16 protein-coding genes and 2 pseudogenes are annotated in these 19,377 nt (G+C 59.0%); 13 read left to right on the top strand and 5 right to left on the bottom strand.

Translation table 11 applies throughout. From position 1 onward, the window contains the following. Positions 1 to 236 precede the first annotated feature (236 nt). Both E2L06_RS17235 and E2L06_RS17230 read right to left on the bottom strand, forming a co-directional pair. Positions 237 to 1,454 carry an MFS transporter gene (locus E2L06_RS17235; protein ID WP_138782866.1) on the bottom strand — a complete coding sequence of 406 codons (1,218 nt, stop codon included), beginning with the start codon at positions 1,452 to 1,454 and terminating at the stop codon, positions 237 to 239. An 882-nt stretch (positions 1,455 to 2,336) separates the two neighbouring features. After that, positions 2,337 to 2,798: a Tfx family DNA-binding protein gene (locus E2L06_RS17230; protein WP_138782865.1), complete on the bottom strand. Its 462-nt coding sequence runs from the start codon at positions 2,796 to 2,798 to the stop codon at positions 2,337 to 2,339. 59 nt (positions 2,799 to 2,857) lie between these two features. Between E2L06_RS17230 and E2L06_RS17225 the strand changes: the two genes are divergently transcribed. The 6 genes and pseudogenes from E2L06_RS17225 to E2L06_RS17205 all read left to right on the top strand — a co-directional run bounded on the left by E2L06_RS17225 (position 2,858) and on the right by E2L06_RS17205 (position 7,702). Next, positions 2,858 to 3,778, top strand: a complete 921-nt coding sequence (locus tag E2L06_RS17225) for an extracellular solute-binding protein (protein ID WP_138782864.1) — start codon at positions 2,858 to 2,860, stop codon at positions 3,776 to 3,778. Next, complete coding sequence (locus tag E2L06_RS17220; RefSeq protein WP_138782863.1) at positions 3,753 to 4,562, top strand: ABC transporter permease; 810 nt, start codon at positions 3,753 to 3,755, stop codon at positions 4,560 to 4,562. Before E2L06_RS17225 ends, E2L06_RS17220 begins: the two co-directional genes overlap by 26 nt. 3 nt (positions 4,563 to 4,565) lie before the next feature. Then, positions 4,566 to 5,609: an ABC transporter ATP-binding protein gene (locus E2L06_RS17215; protein ID WP_138782862.1), complete on the top strand. Its 1,044-nt coding sequence runs from the start codon at positions 4,566 to 4,568 to the stop codon at positions 5,607 to 5,609. 488 nt (positions 5,610 to 6,097) lie between these two features. Further along, a complete protein-coding gene (locus tag E2L06_RS17210) occupies positions 6,098 to 6,616 on the top strand; it encodes a hypothetical protein (RefSeq protein ID WP_138782861.1) in 519 nt (172 codons plus the stop codon). 44 nt (positions 6,617 to 6,660) lie between these two features. Continuing rightward, positions 6,661 to 6,796: pseudogene (locus E2L06_RS22505) on the top strand (IS1595 family transposase); the annotation flags it as partial. A gap of 606 nt (positions 6,797 to 7,402) precedes the next feature. Further along, positions 7,403 to 7,702: a hypothetical protein gene (locus tag E2L06_RS17205; RefSeq protein ID WP_138782860.1), complete on the top strand. Its 300-nt coding sequence runs from the start codon at positions 7,403 to 7,405 to the stop codon at positions 7,700 to 7,702. 176 nt (positions 7,703 to 7,878) lie between these two features. Here E2L06_RS17205 and E2L06_RS22075 read toward each other — a convergent pair whose 3' ends face one another. Next, the gene (locus E2L06_RS22075; protein ID WP_021780798.1) at positions 7,879 to 8,019 is read right to left on the bottom strand and encodes a hypothetical protein; all 141 of its coding nucleotides are present in this window, start codon (positions 8,017 to 8,019) and stop codon (positions 7,879 to 7,881) included. A 56-nt stretch (positions 8,020 to 8,075) separates the two neighbouring features. Here E2L06_RS22075 and E2L06_RS17200 point away from each other — a divergent pair, with 56 nt between their 5' ends. The 6 genes and pseudogenes from E2L06_RS17200 to E2L06_RS17175 all read left to right on the top strand — a co-directional run bounded on the left by E2L06_RS17200 (position 8,076) and on the right by E2L06_RS17175 (position 15,050). Further along, positions 8,076 to 9,356, top strand: a complete 1,281-nt coding sequence (locus E2L06_RS17200) for an RNA-guided endonuclease TnpB family protein (RefSeq protein ID WP_138782859.1) — start codon at positions 8,076 to 8,078, stop codon at positions 9,354 to 9,356. Beyond that, positions 9,329 to 10,072, top strand: a pseudogene (locus E2L06_RS17195) (TRAP transporter large permease subunit); the annotation flags it as partial. The gene E2L06_RS17200 and the pseudogene E2L06_RS17195, both read left to right, overlap by 28 nt. A gap of 268 nt (positions 10,073 to 10,340) precedes the next feature. Next, the gene (locus E2L06_RS17190; protein ID WP_138782858.1) at positions 10,341 to 11,423 is read left to right on the top strand and encodes a rhodanese-like domain-containing protein; all 1,083 of its coding nucleotides are present in this window, start codon (positions 10,341 to 10,343) and stop codon (positions 11,421 to 11,423) included. A gap of 274 nt (positions 11,424 to 11,697) precedes the next feature. Further along, a complete protein-coding gene (locus E2L06_RS17185) occupies positions 11,698 to 12,879 on the top strand; it encodes an NAD(P)/FAD-dependent oxidoreductase (protein WP_138782857.1) in 1,182 nt (393 codons plus the stop codon). A gap of 4 nt (positions 12,880 to 12,883) precedes the next feature. Beyond that, complete coding sequence (locus E2L06_RS17180; RefSeq protein WP_138782856.1) at positions 12,884 to 13,708, top strand: DUF1641 domain-containing protein; 825 nt, start codon at positions 12,884 to 12,886, stop codon at positions 13,706 to 13,708. Positions 13,709 to 13,871: 163 nt separating this feature from the next. After that, entirely contained in the window at positions 13,872 to 15,050 is a 1,179-nt protein-coding gene (locus E2L06_RS17175; protein ID WP_138782855.1) for a rhodanese-like domain-containing protein, read from the top strand. A 21-nt stretch (positions 15,051 to 15,071) separates the two neighbouring features. Here the strand turns inward: E2L06_RS17175 and E2L06_RS17170 are convergent, their stop codons facing one another. Continuing rightward, a complete protein-coding gene (locus tag E2L06_RS17170; RefSeq protein WP_138782854.1) occupies positions 15,072 to 16,085 on the bottom strand; it encodes an arsenic resistance protein in 1,014 nt (337 codons plus the stop codon). Positions 16,086 to 16,648: 563 nt separating this feature from the next. Beyond that, on the bottom strand, positions 16,649 to 17,338 hold the full coding sequence (locus tag E2L06_RS17165; protein ID WP_138782853.1) for a peroxiredoxin: 690 nt from the start codon (positions 17,336 to 17,338) through the stop codon (positions 16,649 to 16,651). A 481-nt stretch (positions 17,339 to 17,819) separates the two neighbouring features. On the opposite strand from E2L06_RS17165, the gene E2L06_RS17160 reads away from it, so the two are divergent. Then, positions 17,820 to 19,181, top strand: a complete 1,362-nt coding sequence (locus tag E2L06_RS17160) for a restriction endonuclease (protein ID WP_138782852.1) — start codon at positions 17,820 to 17,822, stop codon at positions 19,179 to 19,181. Positions 19,182 to 19,377 lie beyond the last annotated feature (196 nt).

Genomic DNA, 19,377 nt, shown 5'->3' with positions numbered 1-19,377 from the left:
CGCCAAGAGACATGTGATCCTGTTTGGCGACCAGCACGAAAAAAGCGAATCACGCCCGACGTGAGATACTCGATTGTCAACTAATAAGCGGCCATGTCCTGTACTATTGGACAGCAGTCGGTACGGTGCCAGTCACATGCGTGCAGCCGTCACCTATAGGGCGGCCGTGAATCCGTGACTTGCTTCACGTCGTTCTGTCCGGCAATCTGAGCACCGATCGCAACTGGAGCAATGCGCTATCCGCGGCCCCCGGCGAGTCGGTCTGACTCCGGCAAGGACCAGAGTCGAAGCATCGAGAGCGTTCCGATCAGCGGCCCGATAGCGAGCGGGACGAACGCCCACCGCCAGCCGACGGCACGCTGGACGACGGGAATGAGCTGAATCGACCCGATGGTGATCAGGAAGCCGATAGCGGTCTGCAGCGTCAGTGCAGAGCCGACGTAGCTATCGTCTGCGAGTTCGGAGATGGCCGCGGAGAACTGTGCGGAGTCCGCGACGATGAAAAAGCCCCAGACGAGTACGAAGGAGGCGATGACGGTTAGCGACGAACCAAAGACCACGCCGGCAAGCAGACACGCACCTCCGGAGACAATCATCGACACACTGGTAACGACGGATCTCCCGGCGCGATCCGCGGCTGACCCCGCGATCCACGCCCCAACACCACCGATCGCGATCGTCCCGAACGCAAGCAGTGCCGCGTATCGCTCTGGGTTTGCCGTCCCGCTGGCCTCGAGGCTGGCGAGAAGATAAACCGGGATCCACGTCCAAACCGCGTAAAGCTCCCACATGTGGCCGAAGTAGCCGGTGTTTGCGAGGACGACGCCACGGTCGGTTACGATACGGCGGATCGCGCTTGGATCGAAAGGTGCTGTTTCAGGCTGATGGGGGCCGTCCTCGTAGGCCAGTACGAGCAGGCCGCCGACCGCTGCGATGGCGGCCGTTCCGTAGAGGACGACTCGCGGCTGTCCGATCCCACTAACAGCTCGAAGAAGGTGCGGCGAGGCTGAGCCGACAGTGAGCGCGCCGACGAGGACGCCGATGGCGAGGCCACGTCCCTTAACGAACCACGAGGCCATCATCTTCATCCCGGTCGGGTAGACCCCGGCCAGCGCGACGCCGGTGAGAAAACGCAGGACAATCGCTGACAAGCCTCCATCGACGACGCCAGCGATGAGGGCGGTCGCCGCCGCACCGGCAAACGCACACCCGGCGAAGAGATATCGTGGTCGGATCACGTCGGCGATGGTGAGCGAGGCCGAGAGCAGTGCCCCGACGACGAATCCGAGCTGGACGGCATTGGTCAACCACGCCGTCTCAGCCGGCGTGAGATTCCACATCTCGGCTAACTCGGGGCCAACAGCGGTCCCGCTGAACCAGAGTGTCATCGCGAACAGTTCGGCGATTCCGACAAGAACAAGTGCACGCCACTTGGTAGCAGTTGCCGTTGCCATTTCCCGATACACAACGGATGGCTAATATAAAAAATGTGGCTGATCAGTTGCGAGTCGACGCCAGTCGATACGCAACCACGAAGAACCTACGCTCGTTACGAGCGGGGCTATTTGACATCTCACGTCGGGCATCTTTGGCAGAAATCGTCGCAAAGTGAGATCTCCCTGCCTCATACTATCGGACAACAGTCAGCGAATGCTCGATCGCGTCCCGACGGCTGTCGCCGTCGGTGACAGCGTCTCGAGTACGATCGATGTATGAACCGTTTTGTCCGACAGTACAGTAGAGTGGTCGCGTTGTACACAGTTGTCTCGGAACCTGTGATATCAGATCATGTGTTTTCCTTAATTTTGTTGATGTTTTCATCAAGGAGTAGACGCCCATACGAGGGAGTTCCTCGATGGCCTCGGCGAACGGTCGTCCCTCTGGATATGCATATCGGTCCTCCGGAGTGAATAGCAGGGTGTAGTCGACGTCAAGGGTGACTGAAAGCCGACACAGTAATCCAAAAATCGAGTTCATTATATTCTGATATTCAGTTCACACCTATCGAGACCCATGACGCAGTGAAAATTCACGTTGATCTACACGGGGTTCCAGACGAACTTCGGGGATATGAACCCGATTTGATCGCCACGGAAGCATTCGTGAGAGAAGTGTACCGTACTCTCGCCAACTGGTATGAAGACGCGTACAGTATTAACCCCGAACTGACCGCTACCGAGTGGTTCCAAGACTTCGAGACGTCGTTACGGAACGCAGAACAAGCAATGGCAGAAGCAGACATTGACAGTGACGATACACTATCCATCGGATAACGATGACAATCGGCCTGAAACGTCACTTCCTATAACCCGACAAGCAGTGAATCCAGATTTATCCTATCCACTGCGTGGATCAACGTCCTGTTCGACGGAACGCACCTCATCTGCATACACCTTCACTCCACCGTCTTTCGTCAGACCGAGTGTCGTCGTCTCGGTGAGTTGATTAGCGGCAGTGATCGCTTCGAGCATCCCGTAGAGATGCGTGTATAGTTCTGGTCGACAGTATGCGAGCTTGATGCCAGCTTCGTCACCGCGAGCGTACACTCGAGTGACGAGGTCATCGAACGACGTTCCGGCTGGAACAGTAAATTGCACCGGCGCGCGTAGTGTCCGGGCAAGTTCGAGCGTCCGGCGTGCCTTCTCGATGTTCTCTTCTGCAGCCCGTTCGACAGCACTCACGTTCGAGGCGGTCGTTCCCAACGTGTCGGCCACTTCCTGCTGTGTATGACCGTTCTCACGGAGCGTGAGTACCTCCACCTGTCGGTCTGTCAATATTGTCTCCGTGGTCGCCACCATATAAAGTCAAACAAGAGTGTTTGAGATAAGCTTATTGATGAAACACTAATTGTTGTGATATGGCCGGTGACGGAAAGCGGATTCGCCGACGCTCAGTTCTCTCGGCGACCGCTGTCGCACTCTCGGGAGTCGCTGGTTGTTCCGGCACGCTCCAAGGGACCGACGGACAGTCAGTGACCGTCTCCATGCTCGCTGCGGGAAGCTTGAACAATGCACTCGAAAACGGATTGCGACCGAGCGTAGATGCAACGGTTCAGATAGAAGCACACGGCTCCGCCGAGGTTGCTCGGCTCACCGCAGCGGGACAGAAAGATCCCGATATCGTCTCGGTTGCGGATATCGCCCTCTTCGACTCACCACTTCAGCCGGACTGGTTTGCCGAATTTGCGACCAATTCGATCGTCATCGCGTACAACCCCGATACGGACGGTGGCCAACAGCTCGCCGACGCAGGAACCGAGAACTGGTATCAACCGCTCTTGAACGGAGACATTACGATCGGGAGAACCGACCCGGATCTCGACCCGCTCGGGTATCGAGCGCTGTTCATGCTCGAGCTCGCGACTGCACACTACGGGACGGACACGAATCTCCGAGACGCGATTCCACGGACAGAACAGATCTATCCCGAAACGCAGCTCATTAGCCAGTTCGAAACGGGGTCGATCGACGCTGCCATTGCGTATCGAAACATGGCTGTCGAGCGCGAATACGACTACATCGACCTCCCGGCGGAAATCGATCTCAGTGAGCCAAGCTATACAGACACCTACGAATCAGCGACCTACGAACTCCCGAGTGGAAAGGTCGTCAGCGGTGGGCTCATCAGTTATGGCGCAACGATTCGGAACCAATCTCCAGCCGCTGTTGATGTATTCATGGAACACATAACGGGCGAGTATCTGAACGAGTTCGGGTTCGTCGTTCCGGACGATTATCCACGGTTCACAGGCAATGCTCCCGACAAAGTCACGAACTAGTGCCGCCGTCGGGCGGTTCGACTGGCTGACAGTCGCGTTCCTCCTCGGAGCGGTGCTGCTCTGTTACTACCTCGTTCCGCTCCTCGCGCTCGTTCTCAGTCAGCCTCCAGGGGTCGTCATCCAGCGACTGACTAGACCTGCTGTCGTCTCAGCCGCGACCACATCACTGACGGCGTCGGTCACGAGTGCAGCCATCGCGACGCTGTTCGGACTCCCACTCGCCTACTGGCTTGCCCGCGTTGACGGACGAGTGAAAACGATCGTGACCGCCGTCGTCGTACTGCCGCTCGTGCTTCCGCCGATCGTCAGCGGAATGGTGTTGCTCACGGTCGTCGGCCCGAACACGTTCATCGGGGGACTGGCAGCAGCAAACGGACTCCAACTCACCCGATCAGTCGCCGGAATCGTGCTGGCACAGACGTTCGTCGCCTCGCCGTTCGTCGTCATCACGGCGAAAGCGGCGTTCGAGAGCGTCGACCGGAGTCTCGAGTATGCCTCACAGTCACTCGGAAAGAGTCGGCTGACGACGTTTCGCCGGGTCACGCTGCCGCTCGCTTGGCCGGGAATCCTCGCCGGCATCACACTCGCGTTCGCTCGTGCGATCGGTGAGTTCGGGGCGACAATCATGCTCGCGTACTACCCACGGACGATGCCCGTGCAGATCTGGGTCTCGTTTACAACGCTCGGATTGGAAAACGCCTTCCCCGTGGCTGTTATTCTGGTCGGAATCGCCGTCGCAACGCTCGTCGTGCTGAACGTGCTCGGGACAAACCCACTGGAGTAATCGATGCTCGACGTGACCTCCCTCACCAAGACGTACGACACCTTCGACTTCGGCCCTGTCGATCTCACCGTCGACGACGAAGTCCTCTCGATTCTCGGCCCGTCGGGCAGTGGCAAGACAACACTGCTGTCGCTGATCGCAGGCATCCTCGATCCGGATGGGGGTGCGATCTCGCTGAACGGCGAACATCTCGATGGACGCCCCCTCCAAGAACGGCGAACAGGTCTCGTGTTTCAAGACGGTGCCCTGTTCCCGCACATGACTGCCCGGGAGAACATCGGCTATGCCGCGACTGACCGGGAGCGAATCGCAGAGTTCGCGTCGCTACTCGAGATCGCGGATGTGCTGGACCGTCGACCGCCGACACTGTCAGGTGGCGAACAGCAACGCGTTGCGCTTGCACGCACGTTAGCGGCAGACCCTGATCTCCTGCTACTGGACGAGCCGTTAGCAAGCCTCGATGCGCCGATTCGGCGTCGACTTCGCAGGGAACTCCATACGCTGTTTACATCGCTCGAGATTCCAGTGATCTACGTCACTCATGATCAGCGAACGGCGACGGCGCTCGGTGACCGAACGGCTATCTTTCGCGACGGTGCAATCGAGCAGGTTGGATCACCAATGGCCGTTATCAACCGTCCCACAACGCGATTCGTTGCGAGATTTACCGGCAACGAGAATCTGTTCGAGGCAACCGTCGTTGAACAGCGCGAAGATACCACTCTCCTTCGAGTTAGCAATGTTCGTCTTCAGGCGACAGCAGCGGCCGCAGCTGGAACAGGTGTTACGCTCTGCATCCACCCATCACGTGTACAAATGCACGCACCGAGCGGGAGTGATGACCTCCACTGTGAGAACACGGCTTCGGGAACGATCGATCAGTGGTTAAACGAGGGTGATGAGTACCGAGTGGAAGTCGCTCTCGACGACGCACCGATCACGCTCACGACGACGATTCGTCCATCGAGTTTCGACCAATTACCGCTTGAAGCCGGTTCCAGCGTTCGGGTAACGATTCCACCAGATGCGATCCATCTGATCAAGTAATTCCTACACCGACGACGCTGCCAGATAACCGGCAGACGGGGTTACGACATCGAAATTCAGGGCCAACAGTCTCTCGGAGTCGTCTATCGCTCGCAGCGGGCTGCCGGTCGCCCTCTTGAGCACGACGTTGAGCCGTGTGAAGCCGTCGGCGCACTTGAGGTCGAGTAGCTGTTTTTCAATGTCCTTGAGTAGACCTCAAAAGCCGCCCGGATGGGCGCAGGGTGGTGGCCGCCGGGCGGACTGAGACAAAGTTCGGTTGAGGCTGATTGGATCGGTCTCTGTCGCGCGGGGTAACGCGACGGGAGAGGGTTCTGGCGGAAAGGCTATGAAATCCGTCTCGATTCTCAGTTGCTCGGAATCGGCTCTGCTGAACCTGTGACTACCTACTGTTCTGCTGTGTCCGTTCGCAGCTTCCTGTGACGTGGCGATGGGTAACTCTGCAGCAGACGTGTGAATTTATTATCTTGATTGAGCAGTAGAGTCTGACGATGACATCATATCAACGAACGGTTGTGATGTTCACCCTCATTGTCACCGTTTTGCTCTCCGGGTGCGTGTTCACCACGCCAACAGACGAGGCAACCCCCAACGTGACGAATCCGAATGAAACCGTTCCTAATAAGACAAATTCGAGCGAGACAACCTCTGATGGGACGGCTCAGAACGAGACATCAAAAACGGAGACGCAGCCAACGCCGAGTCCCGTGATCGATTCCGATCGGGACGAGTGCGGTTGGGACGGGCGCGAGTTCCTGTACAGTTATGCGAAAACCAATCAATCGCAGGCAGAGGCAAATTTCAGCAACCTCACAGACCCTCAACAAGAGTTCGTGCAGAGTCGACTTCTCAACTTTGGTGGACCGTTCGACGACCGTGACGATATTCCTGCATGGGTTTCGGAGACACTCCGCAAGAACGAGACGGTCTACAAACTGCAGTCTAATACGATTCGTGCAGAAGCCGTCTGGGAGTGTCCACCCAACTCGACTTCGCCACCGCCGTATTAAAAGCGCTCGTGGTTCGCTAGCTCGGCAGCGTCTATTGCTAGCACTGCTGTGTCGAATCTGTCATTCCGTCTGGCAGCTATCGAGTGCTCCAGCTACCGCTGTAAGAATTGCGACCGTACAGTCAATGACCAGAGGAGCACTGTCTTCGAACAGTCCTTGGTCGGACTCAAAACGTGGTTTTGGCTGTCTACGTCGGCATCCAGTCCAGCACGGATATGTGACAACCTGCTATTGATATGGGTCATAGGGCCGACGGATGATCAACTGTGACCCCCCGGGTGGTGGTGTTAGTTTCAGACGGACCCGTGGGGGGTCGAATACGACGCCGTCCGTGTGTCTAGGATGTGCCTCTGACTGAGCGTGATTTCTATGTCCCCAGTTTCACGCTCGAGTCAGTAGTTCGACCGAACCCATATCAGTCTTTCTGATAGTTCACAATATTACACAATAATATCTTTCGCTCTGTTGGATAGTGGTGTCTTTGTGGCCGGTAACAGCGCTCAGAATCAGCCAATCCGTGCGATGTCCACCGGCAGTCCGCCGCAGTCTCACTTCGGTTGGGGGAAACAGCAGACCGTCGTATCCCACGGGGTAACTGGTCTCGCCTCCGTGAGAACACCACCGTGCAGGCGCTGATTGTCTAGGTCGGCACAGGGGCTGGTTGGGTTTCGAGGGCGGACGACGAGTTAGAGCGGCGTGCAAGGCGGCGGCCACGCGGAGGCGAGTTCGACTCTGAGACCGGGAAATAGGATGCTAACTATCACCGAGATAGTCGTTGACGTTGACATGCTCCCACCCGTCGCGAACCGCTTCGTCGCCGGCGAGACGGCAGCCGAAGCGATCGACTACGCCCAGCAGACAGAGGACGCAGGCGTCGAGACTGTCATCAACAGACTCGGATCACACCACGACGAGTACTCAAGTGCCCGGGCGGACGCCACAGCGTACTGTCGACTCGTCGATGACATCATCAGCGCCGAGTTGGACACCGCAGCGTCGCATCCTTGTCTACGGCGGTCCGGAGCGACTCCGTCGGCGGCAGATAGAGGGGGACGTCCGACGGAACGGCAACACGGATCGCGCTAACGCTGGCCGTCGATTCGTACCCAACCAAGGACGATATCGGGGCGGTACGACTGGATAACCGTCAGTAACAGATCTGTAGCGTCAACGCTCGTCGTGAGGGACTACCTAAAACAGCGAGAGAGTCCAGCCGTTTACGGCGGTCGTGAATCGCGTCACTCGACGACGCGAACCACCGGTTACTCCCCGGCCGGAGTCTCCAAGTCGTCGGCGGCGTGGATCAACATCCCGCGCCACGTCAGACCGTGTTCGTTTTTCACGCGTTTGATGCGCTCATACTGTTCGTCGTCGGGGACTTCGATGTTAACGTGGTTCGACACAGTATCTACGAGAACCCGTATATTTATGTTAGTTATGCTCGTGCACAGAAGTAGCGATGAAGCGCACCAACGAGTTCGAAGTAGTTCCCCAATCCGACGCGGACGAGGAGTTGCTTCGACGGCACTTGGACGCTTCAGCCGCTCTCTGGAACGAGATCAATTATCAGCGCCGAACCAACTTCGAAGACCCGGACGGCGACGTTTGGGAGATCGACGAGTACCGCGGACGGTACGGCGGTACGCTCGGCGCGTCAACCGTTCAGCAGATCGAACGCAAGAACCGCGAAGCGTGGCGCTCGTTCTTCGCACTCCGAGAGAAGGGAGAAGCCAACGGCAAGCCCGGCTTCTGGGGCAACCAAGACAAGGGTCGCGAACTGCGGACGTACATCCGAAACACGTCGTACTCGGTCGAATGGGGCCAACACTCTCGGCTCGATATTCTTGTCGGCCAAGACCTGAAAGAGGAGTACGGTCTTGGATACGGCGAGCGTCTCGGGCTCGAAGTTCGGGGCAAACCCAACTGGAAAGAGTACGACAAACAGGGCCGATTGGAACTGTATTACGACGATGTGAGCGAGACGTTCAGAGCCTTTCAGCCAGTCACAATCGACAATTCTCGACTGGCACAACCACTGGCGGACGAAACCGCCGCTCTGGACATCGGCGCGAACAATATCGTCGCCTGTACGGTTTCAACCGGCGAGCAGTACCTGTACGAAGGGCGCGACCTGTTCGAACGGTTCCGCGACACCACGCAACGAATTGCCGAGCTCCAGTCAAAACTCCGCGAAGGGCGGTACCGTTCGACTCAAATCGACTCGCTGTACCGACGACGGACCCGACGGCGCGACCATGCACAGGACGCGCTCTGCCGGGATCTGATCGAACGTCTGTACGACCAAGGCGTCTCAACGGTGTATATCGGCGATCTCACCGACGTACTCGAGACGTACTGGTCTGTTCGGACGAACGCCAAGTTGCACAACTTCTGGGCGTTCCGGCGATTCGTCGGACGAATCGCCGATACCGCCGAGGAGTTGGGCATAACCGTCGAAGTCCGCACGGAAGCGTGGACCTCGCAGACGTGTCCAAACTGCGGCTCAACCAAGGACACAACGCGGCATCAAGACACGCTCACCTGTCGTTGCGGCTTCGAAGGCCACGCGGACCTCGGCGCAAGCGAGACGTTCCTGAGACGGCACGAAGACGTAGCACGGCCGATGGCACGGCCCGTGTGCCTCAAGTGGGACAGCCACGACTGGCTGGAGTCACCACGCTCTCTCCGTCCCAACGAGGAGCACACGAACCCGCAAGTTGCCTCCGTGGACTCGGCGTAGCCGAGACTCCCAGCGAGAGGAAACCCCGGCGTGAACGCCGGGGAGGATGTCATATCATCCTCATCTCGATGCTCGCGACGCCGCTCGTCGAGTTCGGGATTCCACTGCTCGCCGCACACCTGTTCATCCTCTACTTCGGCGTTATTGCCGACATCACGCCCCCGGTCGCTGTCGCCGCCTATGCCGCGAGCGGCGTCGCCAAGTCGGATCCGTTCGAGACGGGCGTGAAAGCGTTCTCGCTGTCGCTGAACAAGGCGATCGTCCCATTCGCATTCGTTCTCGCACCCGGAATCGTACTGCTTCGTGAGAAGGCCAACGCCGACGAGTTGCCGATCCGCGAGCAGTATCGTGTCGTCGGCTTCAGCGATCTCGCGGAATTATCGTACTCCGTGCCGGAAATCGTGATTCCCGTGATTGGTGTCTTCCTCGGAGTGATTGCCCTGGGTGCGACTGTCATCGGAACACTGTATACAGGTGTTAATCGCGCCGAACGGACCGGCTTCGCACTCAGCTCACTGCTGCTTATGGCACCGCGGCTGCTCTCAGCATCGGTGTTCGATCTGCTCGGCGTCGCCGGCATCACTATCTCGGTCGACACACTCCTGCTCGATCTCACGCTTCGTGGCATCGGCTTCGTGTTGTTCGTCGTCCTCGTGGCCAAAAACCGCCGTGAGGCGACGAGCCTGCACGAGACGAGACAGGCCACCGTGAGCTGAACCGGAACGAGCGATGAATCTGCCAAGCCGGCCGCTCTCGAGGCGATCCAGTACAGGTTGGCGGCTCATACTGCCGGACAGAACGACGTGACGCCGGTCGCATGTATGCGGCCGTCACTGGGGGACGGCCGGGAATTCGCGACCGGCTTCGTATTGACTGCTATCCAGTAGTATCAATCACGACAACCTAGCTGAATCGAGCAACGACGCCGGAAAGTCTGTTAACTGTTAACTCATTGTAGAACGTAGTCTACTGACGACAACTGCCATGGCCGAAGAATGGATCGAGGAGGCGTTAGCGGACCTCCCGCCGAGTGCGAACCTCGTCTACAAGGTCCTCGAGTACAACGGACGCCTGTCACAGAAGCGGCTTGTCGAGGAGACTCGGCTCTCGTCGCGGACACTGCACTACGCCATTAGACAACTGGAAGACGCCGGACTCATCGAGTCTCACCCAGCACGTTACGATGCCAGACAGACCTGCTACACCCTCGTTAATGACTCGGGGTGCTCGACGTACTCGCGCGATGCACTCGTCAATCCGGAGTGGGTCCGCGAGCGGCTCTCATCGTTCCAGCAGGACGATCCGTCCGCACGACTCGTCTACATCGAGGCCGATGACTCCGGCGGTGCGTTCATCCCAGGATCGATCGTTTTAGACCTGGAGTCGGACCTGCCTGACCCTAATCGTCAGCGGCTTCCCGACCGGCCGGAACTCGAGGAACTACTCGGCGGTCACGGCGTGACTGAAGACACGAGTCTGCTTCTCTACGATGATGGGGAAGGGCATCACGCCGCGTACGTATACTGGCTGCTCGCCTACTACGGACATCGAGACCAACGACTGCTCGACGGCGGCCTCGAGCACTGGACCGCGAAAGGCTACCCCACGACCGATGTTCCGGGTTCGTTTCCCTCGGTTGACTACACCACCAGCGGAACGTTCGATCACGTGCGTGCGTATCGCGACGACGTGGTCCGTGCAATCACCCAGGATACTATGCTGCTCGATGTCCGAAAGGCGTCCGAATACCACGGTGAGCTCGACGACGGAAGCGATCTGGCGGCGTCGACGCCTATCCAGGGACATATCCCCGGGGCCACCAACATTCCGCTTGATCGACTGTTCGACGGCCACCAGTTCGCTCCCCGGAGCGCCGTCGAGGACGTCCTGGCCGCCGCCGACGTCACCAGCAACCGGAAGATCATCGTGTACTGTGGGGTGGGAGCACGCTCGGCACTCGGGTGGTTCGTCCTCTCGGAACTACTAGGGTACCCCGACGTGATGAACTACGACGGCTCCTGGAGTGAGTGGGGAAGCCTCGTTGATGTCCCCGTAGAAACGGAGTGAGCGTTCTGTCCGGCACTCACTGTAGACGGAGTACGTGACCGCTTCTGGCCTCACCGCTGATTCACGGAGACCGTCCGGTTCGCCCCGACGAGAGACGCGTCCGCGTTCGCGGATGACGTTGACGTTGTCACCAGCCGAAACGGACATTGCTCCAGGATCATCGCAGATCAAAAGCTGCAATTATTGCAGCAAACTTGCCATGGGTCGGGCGAGTTCCGGTAATTACTCCCATCGCTATCTTTGTCACATTGGTTCACCTAGCCATAGGGTGGGAATGACACACATAGCAATTCTCGGCGCCGGAGCGGGCGGTGCGATGACCGCCAACATCCTGCGTCGGAAACTTGACCGACGCGAAGCGACGATTACCCTCGTCGACAAGAGTGTAGAGCACTTCTATCAGCCGTCGTTCTACCTCGTCCCGTTCGGCTATCTGGAGCCGGAGCAGTCGCGAAACATCCGCGACCTCGTCCACAGCGATGTCGAGTTCGTCCACGACGCGGTAACGGGTGTCGACCCCGACGATCAGGTCGTTCACCTCGAGGAAGCCGACGAGGATCTAACCTACGACTATCTGGTGGTGGCCACCGGCCACCGGCTCGCCCCGGAGACGACCCCAGGGATGGTCGAGGGCTGGGAGGAGACCGACACGGTGTACCCGTTCTACCACTACGAGGCGGCTCTCGAGATGCGCGAGGGACTCGAGGACTTCGATGGCGGCACCTTCGTCGTCACGATCCCGGACACACCGTTCAAGTGTCCGGGTGCGCCGCTGAAGATGACGATGCTCGCCGAGGACTACGCCCGGCGACAGGGGTTCCGCGACGACGCCGAGTTCATCATGACCCGGAACGCCGACCATCACTTCGGCGTCCAGCCCTACCGCGACAAACTCTACGAGATCTGGGACGAACGCGACATCGAGTTCAAGGCCAACACGTCGGTCACCGAGATCGACCCGGACGCGCAGGTCATCCATACGGACAACGGCCAGATCGAGTACGACTTCTGCGCACCCGTCTCGCCGCAGTACGGTCAGCAAGCCATCACCGACAACTCGCCACTGACCGAGGGAGACGACGAACACGAGGGTGAGTACGTCACGATCGACAAGCACACTCTTCAGCACGACGAGTACGATACTGTCTTTGCGCTGGGCGACTGCGAGAACGCACCACATTCCAAGACTGCAGCAGCCGCCCGCAAGGAGTCCCACGTTGTGGCAGAGAACGTCGTCCGCGAGATGAACGGCCGAGAGCTCGAGCCGGGGTACGACGGCTACGCGGCATGTCCGCTGCTGACCCAGAAAGGAAAGGCGATGGTCGCGGAGTTCGACTACGAAGAAAGTATATCCGCACCCGTCGAGACCCGTTCCAATTGGATCCTGGACGTCAACGTCCTGCCGTCGGTGTATTGGGACCTCTGGATGCGCGGGTACGACCCACTCCCAGTATAGACCCATGAGCCAAACAGACGCGAGTGGCGCGGCCGAAGCGGCACTCAGCGACGAAGAGGTGGCGGAACTCGCCGCGACACTCAACGAGAACGCCGACGAACTGCAAGAGTTGCTGGAATTGTTAAGCGTGCTCCAGGAGACGGCTGCGGACCTCGCTCCCGAGATGCGGACGGCTGTCCGGGAGAACCGCGAACCACTCCGTGACGTCAGGATGGCCTTCGAACGTGAGGAGACCCTCGTTCTCCTCCAGCAACTCGGCGAACATTCCGAGGACCTGACCGAACTGCTCGGCCTGCTGGATGCCACCGAAGGGCTGGCCTCGGATCTGGCGCCGGAACTCCGTCTCGCCGTCCGCGAGAACCGTGACGTCCTCCGGCGACTCCGAATGGCCGTCGAGAGCGAAGACATGGTCGTCCTCATTGAGCGACTGGGCGAGAACGCGGACGTACTCGCCGAAACACTCGACCTCCTGGATGCAACAGAGGGACTGGTCGAAGACCTCATTCCGGAACTCCAGGATGCCAGCGGAGACATGCGGCCGATGATCCGACAATCCCGCCTCGTCGCGGCTGGGTTAGTCGACGCGACTGCCGAGTACGACATCGATCCGTATCAGCTCGGACAGAATCTAGGGCACATGATGTGGCTCACACAGCGGGTCGGCGATCCCCAGGTTCTCAAGACGCTCGACGCTGGCTTGGGCGCATTCGCCGAGGAGGAACCCAAAGAGATAGGCATTCTGGGGCTGTTCAGGGCGCTTCGGAATCGGAACGTCCGGCGCGGTATCGGCCGAATCGTCGATTTCCTCCGGCGCGTGGGAGCAAGATGACGGCCCCGACCCTCGCGGCGACGTGTTGTTCCGGTCGAAGATGCGCCTTCCCCAGCCTGCGACGGTGTTGGCAGCTGTTGGCAGCTCATCGCGGGGCGCACCACGATGGTGGGGAACACTAACGAGCGGGTAAACGACATCTAGACAACACAAATATTCAATCATGGTTGACAAAATCACGGCAGACGAACTCAAAGAGAAGGTCGATCGAGACGAAGACTTCGTCCTCTTCGACAACCGAAGCCCCGAGGACTACGAGAACTGGCACATCGCGGCGGCCGAGAACATGGATTACTCGGCCACGGACGAGGAACTCCGAGGCGATTTCGACGCGGTTCGAGACGAACTCGACGAGGACACCGAAATCATCACCATCTGTGCCGTCGGCAATGCCTCCCAAGCGTTCGGCGAGTGGCTCGAGGAACGGGACTACGAGAACGTATCCTCTGTCGACGGCGGCATGGAGGCATGGAGCCGCGTGTACGATGTCGTCCCTATCGCGACGCGTGACGACGACATAGAGATCATTCAGCTCCAGCGTCGCTCGAAGGGTTGTCTCGGCTACGTTGTCGGGTGCCGACGCACCGGCGAGGCGGCGATCATCGACCCCTCTCGACACACCCAGCAGTTCCTCGAGACCGCCCGGGACCGTGGCTTCAATGTGACGGCAATCTTCGAGACGCACATTCACGCCGACCACCTGATGAGCGGCGGGAAGCGTCTGCGCGACGAGCTGGATGTCCCGTACTACCTCGGGAGCGAAATCGAGACGCGGGACCCGCAGTTCGAGTACGACCCCGTCGACCCCAACGACACCGTCGACATCGGCGAAGTCACGATAAAGGGCATCCACACGCCCGGTCACACTACTGGTTCGACGAGCTGGCTGGTCGAAGACGAGGCGGTCATGACCGGCGATACCCTGTTCGTCGAGTCCGTGGGCCGGACCGAACTCCAGTTCGAAGGTGGTGACGCCGAGGAGGCGTCGGCGGTGCTCTACGAAACGCTGCAGAAGTTGATGGCCGAACCGGACACCGTGGCGGTCCTTCCGGGACACTTCAACGTCACCGACGACGGCGAGTACGTCGGCGTCACGCCCGGGATGCCGATGCAGTCCCCCATCGGGCACATCCGGACTCACAACGAGATGATCCAGATGGACAAAGCGGAGTACGTCCAGGCCGCGTTCGATACCATCCCGGAGAAGCCTCCGAACTACGAGGAAGTCATCGCGACGAACGAGGGCAAACGCGAACTGGAGAGCGAGGAAGAGGCCGACGAACTCGAGCTGGGGCCGAACCGGTGTGCCGCCACCGAGGAGAGCGTCGTCGGCGACGACTAATCAGGGGGCACTCGAGAAGAATTACCGGGTCGTTCCCCACGATCGAATGGCCTCGGTGAGACCCCGGTCTTGCCCAACGATGTCACGGCGATAGTGCATGTACATTGCGCCGAGTGGTGGCTGGATGAGGTAGGCGAGCGCGATCGGCAAGACGGCTTCCGCCGGCGGGAACCCGGGCGCAGCTGCAATAGCCAGCGCGATCGAGAGGTTACGCATACTGGTCGCGTACACGAGTGCGACCGATTGGGAATCCTCGAGCAGCGTACGACCGATAGCGGCTCCGGTGGCGAGAATTAGTGCGTAGAAGGCCACCAGCGGCACGATCACGAGCGCCGAAGCGACGGGCGCTGAGAGGATACTCTCCGATTGCATCGTCATGGCGATGAACACGATGACCATCACGCCGAGGGAACTGACTCCGCCGAGTTTCGGCTTGAGGCGCTTGAATCCCGCAGCGCCGCGCCGGTGTAACAGCCACCGCCGGGTCAGGTTACCGGCAACCATCGGAATCACGACGACGATCGCCAGCTGGCGGTAAAGCGCGGCGGGATCGAATCCGACCGCATCCCCGACGAGCACCGACAGATACGGCGGCAAGACGAACACCGCTGCGATCAGGTTCACGGCGATCGCGACGAGGGCGTTCTCAAGATCACCCCCCGCCAGTCCGGTCCAGGCCGCCGTCATCCCCGATGTCGGGATCAGCGCGATCAGGTACAGTCCGACTGCGTAGTAGGGATTCCCCGCGAAGAACAGTTGGGCGAGACCGACGGCGAACACCGGCGCGATCACGAAGTTCATCACGAGACCCAGCACAACCGCCCGGAAGTGATGTCTGACCTGGAGGATCTCCCGCACGTCCAGGTTGATCATCATCGGATAGATCATCACGAACAGCGCTGGCAAGACTGCCTGCTTGAGGAGCGAGCGCGTCTCCGGCCCTACGACTTGGCCGGCAGCCAGCCCCGCGAACAGCGACGCCACTACGACGTAGATGAGGTTTTGTTTGACCGTTTCGAGTACGTGTCCGATCATCGTTCTCCCCCTCTGCCGCGTCGGCCGGACTCGGTGGTCGTTGCGACCCACACGTGTTGCGTCGAATTCTGCACCATCGTATTGTGTAGTATTGTAGTATCCATACAAAATACTTCTGTCTACGATAGTACATATCGAGAATCATCCGTCCGAACGTGGTCACCGGTGTGGTACGAGTCTCGATCCCCTCACCTATCGAGAACTGGAGACGTACACCTTCGCTTGCGAGTATGCGCTAGAGCCAATACAAGCAGCCTAAAAGGCTGTATCCACCGTTAACCCATCGCGGAATAAGCAGTGGCGGCGAGACTGATACCCCCTGTGCCAAGTGTAAGGTGATCACCTGTGGCAACTGCATCAAAACTGAGTGACTCGAGAGCAACTCGTGTGTACTGGCTGTTCGGTCGCTGGATAGTTTGCACTACGTGCAAAATACTCCGGGAACGCCTCGAGACGGTTCGGACAGTGTACACAGCGCTGTCGCTTCAGAGAAGAATAGTATTGGGCTCGATGGCTGACACTCGATCACAGATATCGCCAGCGGACTACCGTTCAGGAGTCCGTTACTGGTCGCGGGTGACGAACCACCAGTCGTAGTAGTTCAGGTCGTCGTCGTCGGCGGCCTCGGCTTTGCGCGCTGCGGCGTCCGCTTCGGTGCCCGGCGGCGACAGGAGGACTTGATCGTCGAACTTCTCGTTGTTCGGCCAGTCTGCGGGAGCAGCGACGCCGTCGTCGTCGCTTTTCTGGAGGGCACGCAGCGAGCGGAGGACTTCGTCGATATTACGGCCGATCTCCATCGGATAGGTCAAGCGCAGTCGGACCGTTCCCTCGGGGTCGATGACGAAGACGGTGCGGACGGTTGCCGTCCCCGCACCGGGGTGGAGCATGCCGAGTTGCTGAGCGACTGTCCCCTGATCGTCGGCGATGATCGGGAACTGAATGTCGACGTCGAGGTTCTCGGCGATCCACTCGGTCCACTTGATGTGCGAGTGAACGCGATCGACCGACAGCCCGAGCAGTTCGGCGTTCAGGTCCTCGAACTCCTCGCGGCGCTGCTCGAAGGCGACGAACTCGGAGGTACAGACCGGCGTAAAGTCACCGGGATGGCTGAACAGGACGAGCCACTGGCCCTCGTAGTCGTCGGGCAGCGATCGCTCGCCCATGCTCGTCTCGACGGTCAGCGCGGGGAACGTATCGCCAATGCCAGGTACGTCAGTCGCCGATTCGTCAACTTCAGGTGGTTGCTTCGACATCTACAGTTTTTCTTTGGGTAGCAGAGTACTAAAGTGCCCATCTACAAACTATATTTCCTTATTCTGCAACCCTCTTCCAGAGTACAACACATAATTTCCGGTTACTCACTCGAGTGACGTACCTATAGGTCAAATTGGATTCTACTCGAGTCCCAGTGACCCCGGGTGCAGGTTCTGTGGTGCCAGATGAGGGGACACTACGACAGGACATCCGGCGCTCTCGGAGTCCGTCACGAACCGAGCGACTGAACCGAGGCCGGCCAGTCAGCCATCGACTGACGAGAGCGTGACAATGACGGCTGACGAACGGGTCGCAACATACCTTCTCGAAGATCAGACGGCAGATCACACAGGCGCGATTCGGGAAGCGGTCCAAAACGACATCGACAGTCTCACTCAACACCACCCCTCGCTATCTGACACACTCAAGCGACTCAGAACACATTTAGCAATTGAATAATATGTTCTGAATATCTCCGAAATGGCTGTCTTGGATAATTTCTCCGGATTCGAGTTCGAGGATCTGATGGAAGACGTCTTCCGAAACCTCGGCTACGAAAACGTCCGGCAGGCCGTAAAAACGGCAGACGAGGGTCGAGACATTCTGATGGAGGAGGTCGTCGACGGGACTCGGCGAGCGATTGTTGTCGAGTGTAAGCATACAGGGACTGTCGGACGGCCGGTCGTCCAGAAACTTCATTCGGCCATTGCGACGTTTGACTTCGACGGACCCAAGCGCGGAATGGTCGTCACGACAGGTCGGTTTACCAGTCCCGCCCAAGAGTACGCTACCCGCCTCGAGCAGACTGGCGATCCATATCCTATCGAGCTGATCGACGGCACGGAGCTCCGCGAGATTGCTGATGAGATCGGTCTTGACCTCTATAACGGCCGCATCGAGATCCTCTGTGACGAGACGCTACGTCCCTACGACCCGGCGGCGACTGTCGATACACCTGTTCGAGAGGCGTTCCGCGACATCGAGAACATCGAGGCTTCCAACCTTCCGGAGCCACACTCGCAAGTGACGTTCCGTCCAGTCGTCTCGATTACTGCCGATACGAATGCGGTCTTCGAGACATCGGTGGGTGTCATCCACCAGATCAACGAGCGAACGCGGTTCGTCGTCCATGCGGAACGCGGCTATCCGGAGGTAGCCGATGACAATGTCGCGACGCTCGTCACCGAGAATCTTCACACGACAGTCGACCTTGACGAGGATCGATTTGAGAAGGTCTTTGATCAAGTCACCGAACGCCGGTTCGGACAGACCCAGACCGAGTACAAGGAGTGGGCCGTCGACCGACTGCAAGACTACCACACGACGGCAGTGACCTACACTGGTGACAACAACGTCACATACAACAAGACCTGCGAGCCGAACCTCTCGGACATCTCGGTTCAATCGATCGAGCCAGTGTACCTACCAGAAGTCCGTCAGACGACCGAACTACAGGCGTACACGTACTCCTATGAATACTATGCAGCGGGGCCGTCACGAGTAACTCTCGAGAACGGAATCCACCGCTGTGTTCACTGTGAGACGAGCGACGGCGACGAGGCCTACACTTACTGTGCCAACTGTGGAGCGATTGCCTGTGGCAGTCACATCAGAACTGAACGACTCGAGGACGAGCCGGTTTGTACGGGCTGTGCGGTCACTGAACGGTTCGCGTTCAAAACGAAATACTTCTACGACGAACACAACCTCGAGGCGTTCCGGACAGAATACGCGGAGATGCCACTTCACGAGAAAGCGATGGAGAACAAGCCGCTGGCCGGCGCTCTTCTCGTGTCGCTCTTCGTGATCGTCGGGCTCCTCGTTGCTGGTGGCGCGATCTGAGCCTCTGATAGTACCAATGGTGGTTTCCAGAAGATTTGGAAAGATCTTCGCGAGTGAAACGAGCGACGAGCAGCGAGACGCATGCGTCTCGCCAAGCGCGGGACTCGAGCACTCAGCTTGCTGTTTTCCATCGAGGCTGGACGGCTGCCCGCGACGCCGATGAGGTGAGCGAGTGATGCAGCAGACGCTCGCTGGC

Source organism: Haloterrigena sp. H1 (assembly GCF_005938085.1).
GTDB lineage: Archaea > Halobacteriota > Halobacteria > Halobacteriales > Natrialbaceae > Natrinema.
The sequence above is the reverse complement of the archived record's forward strand: the minus strand, read 5'-3'. Positions and strand labels throughout refer to the sequence as shown.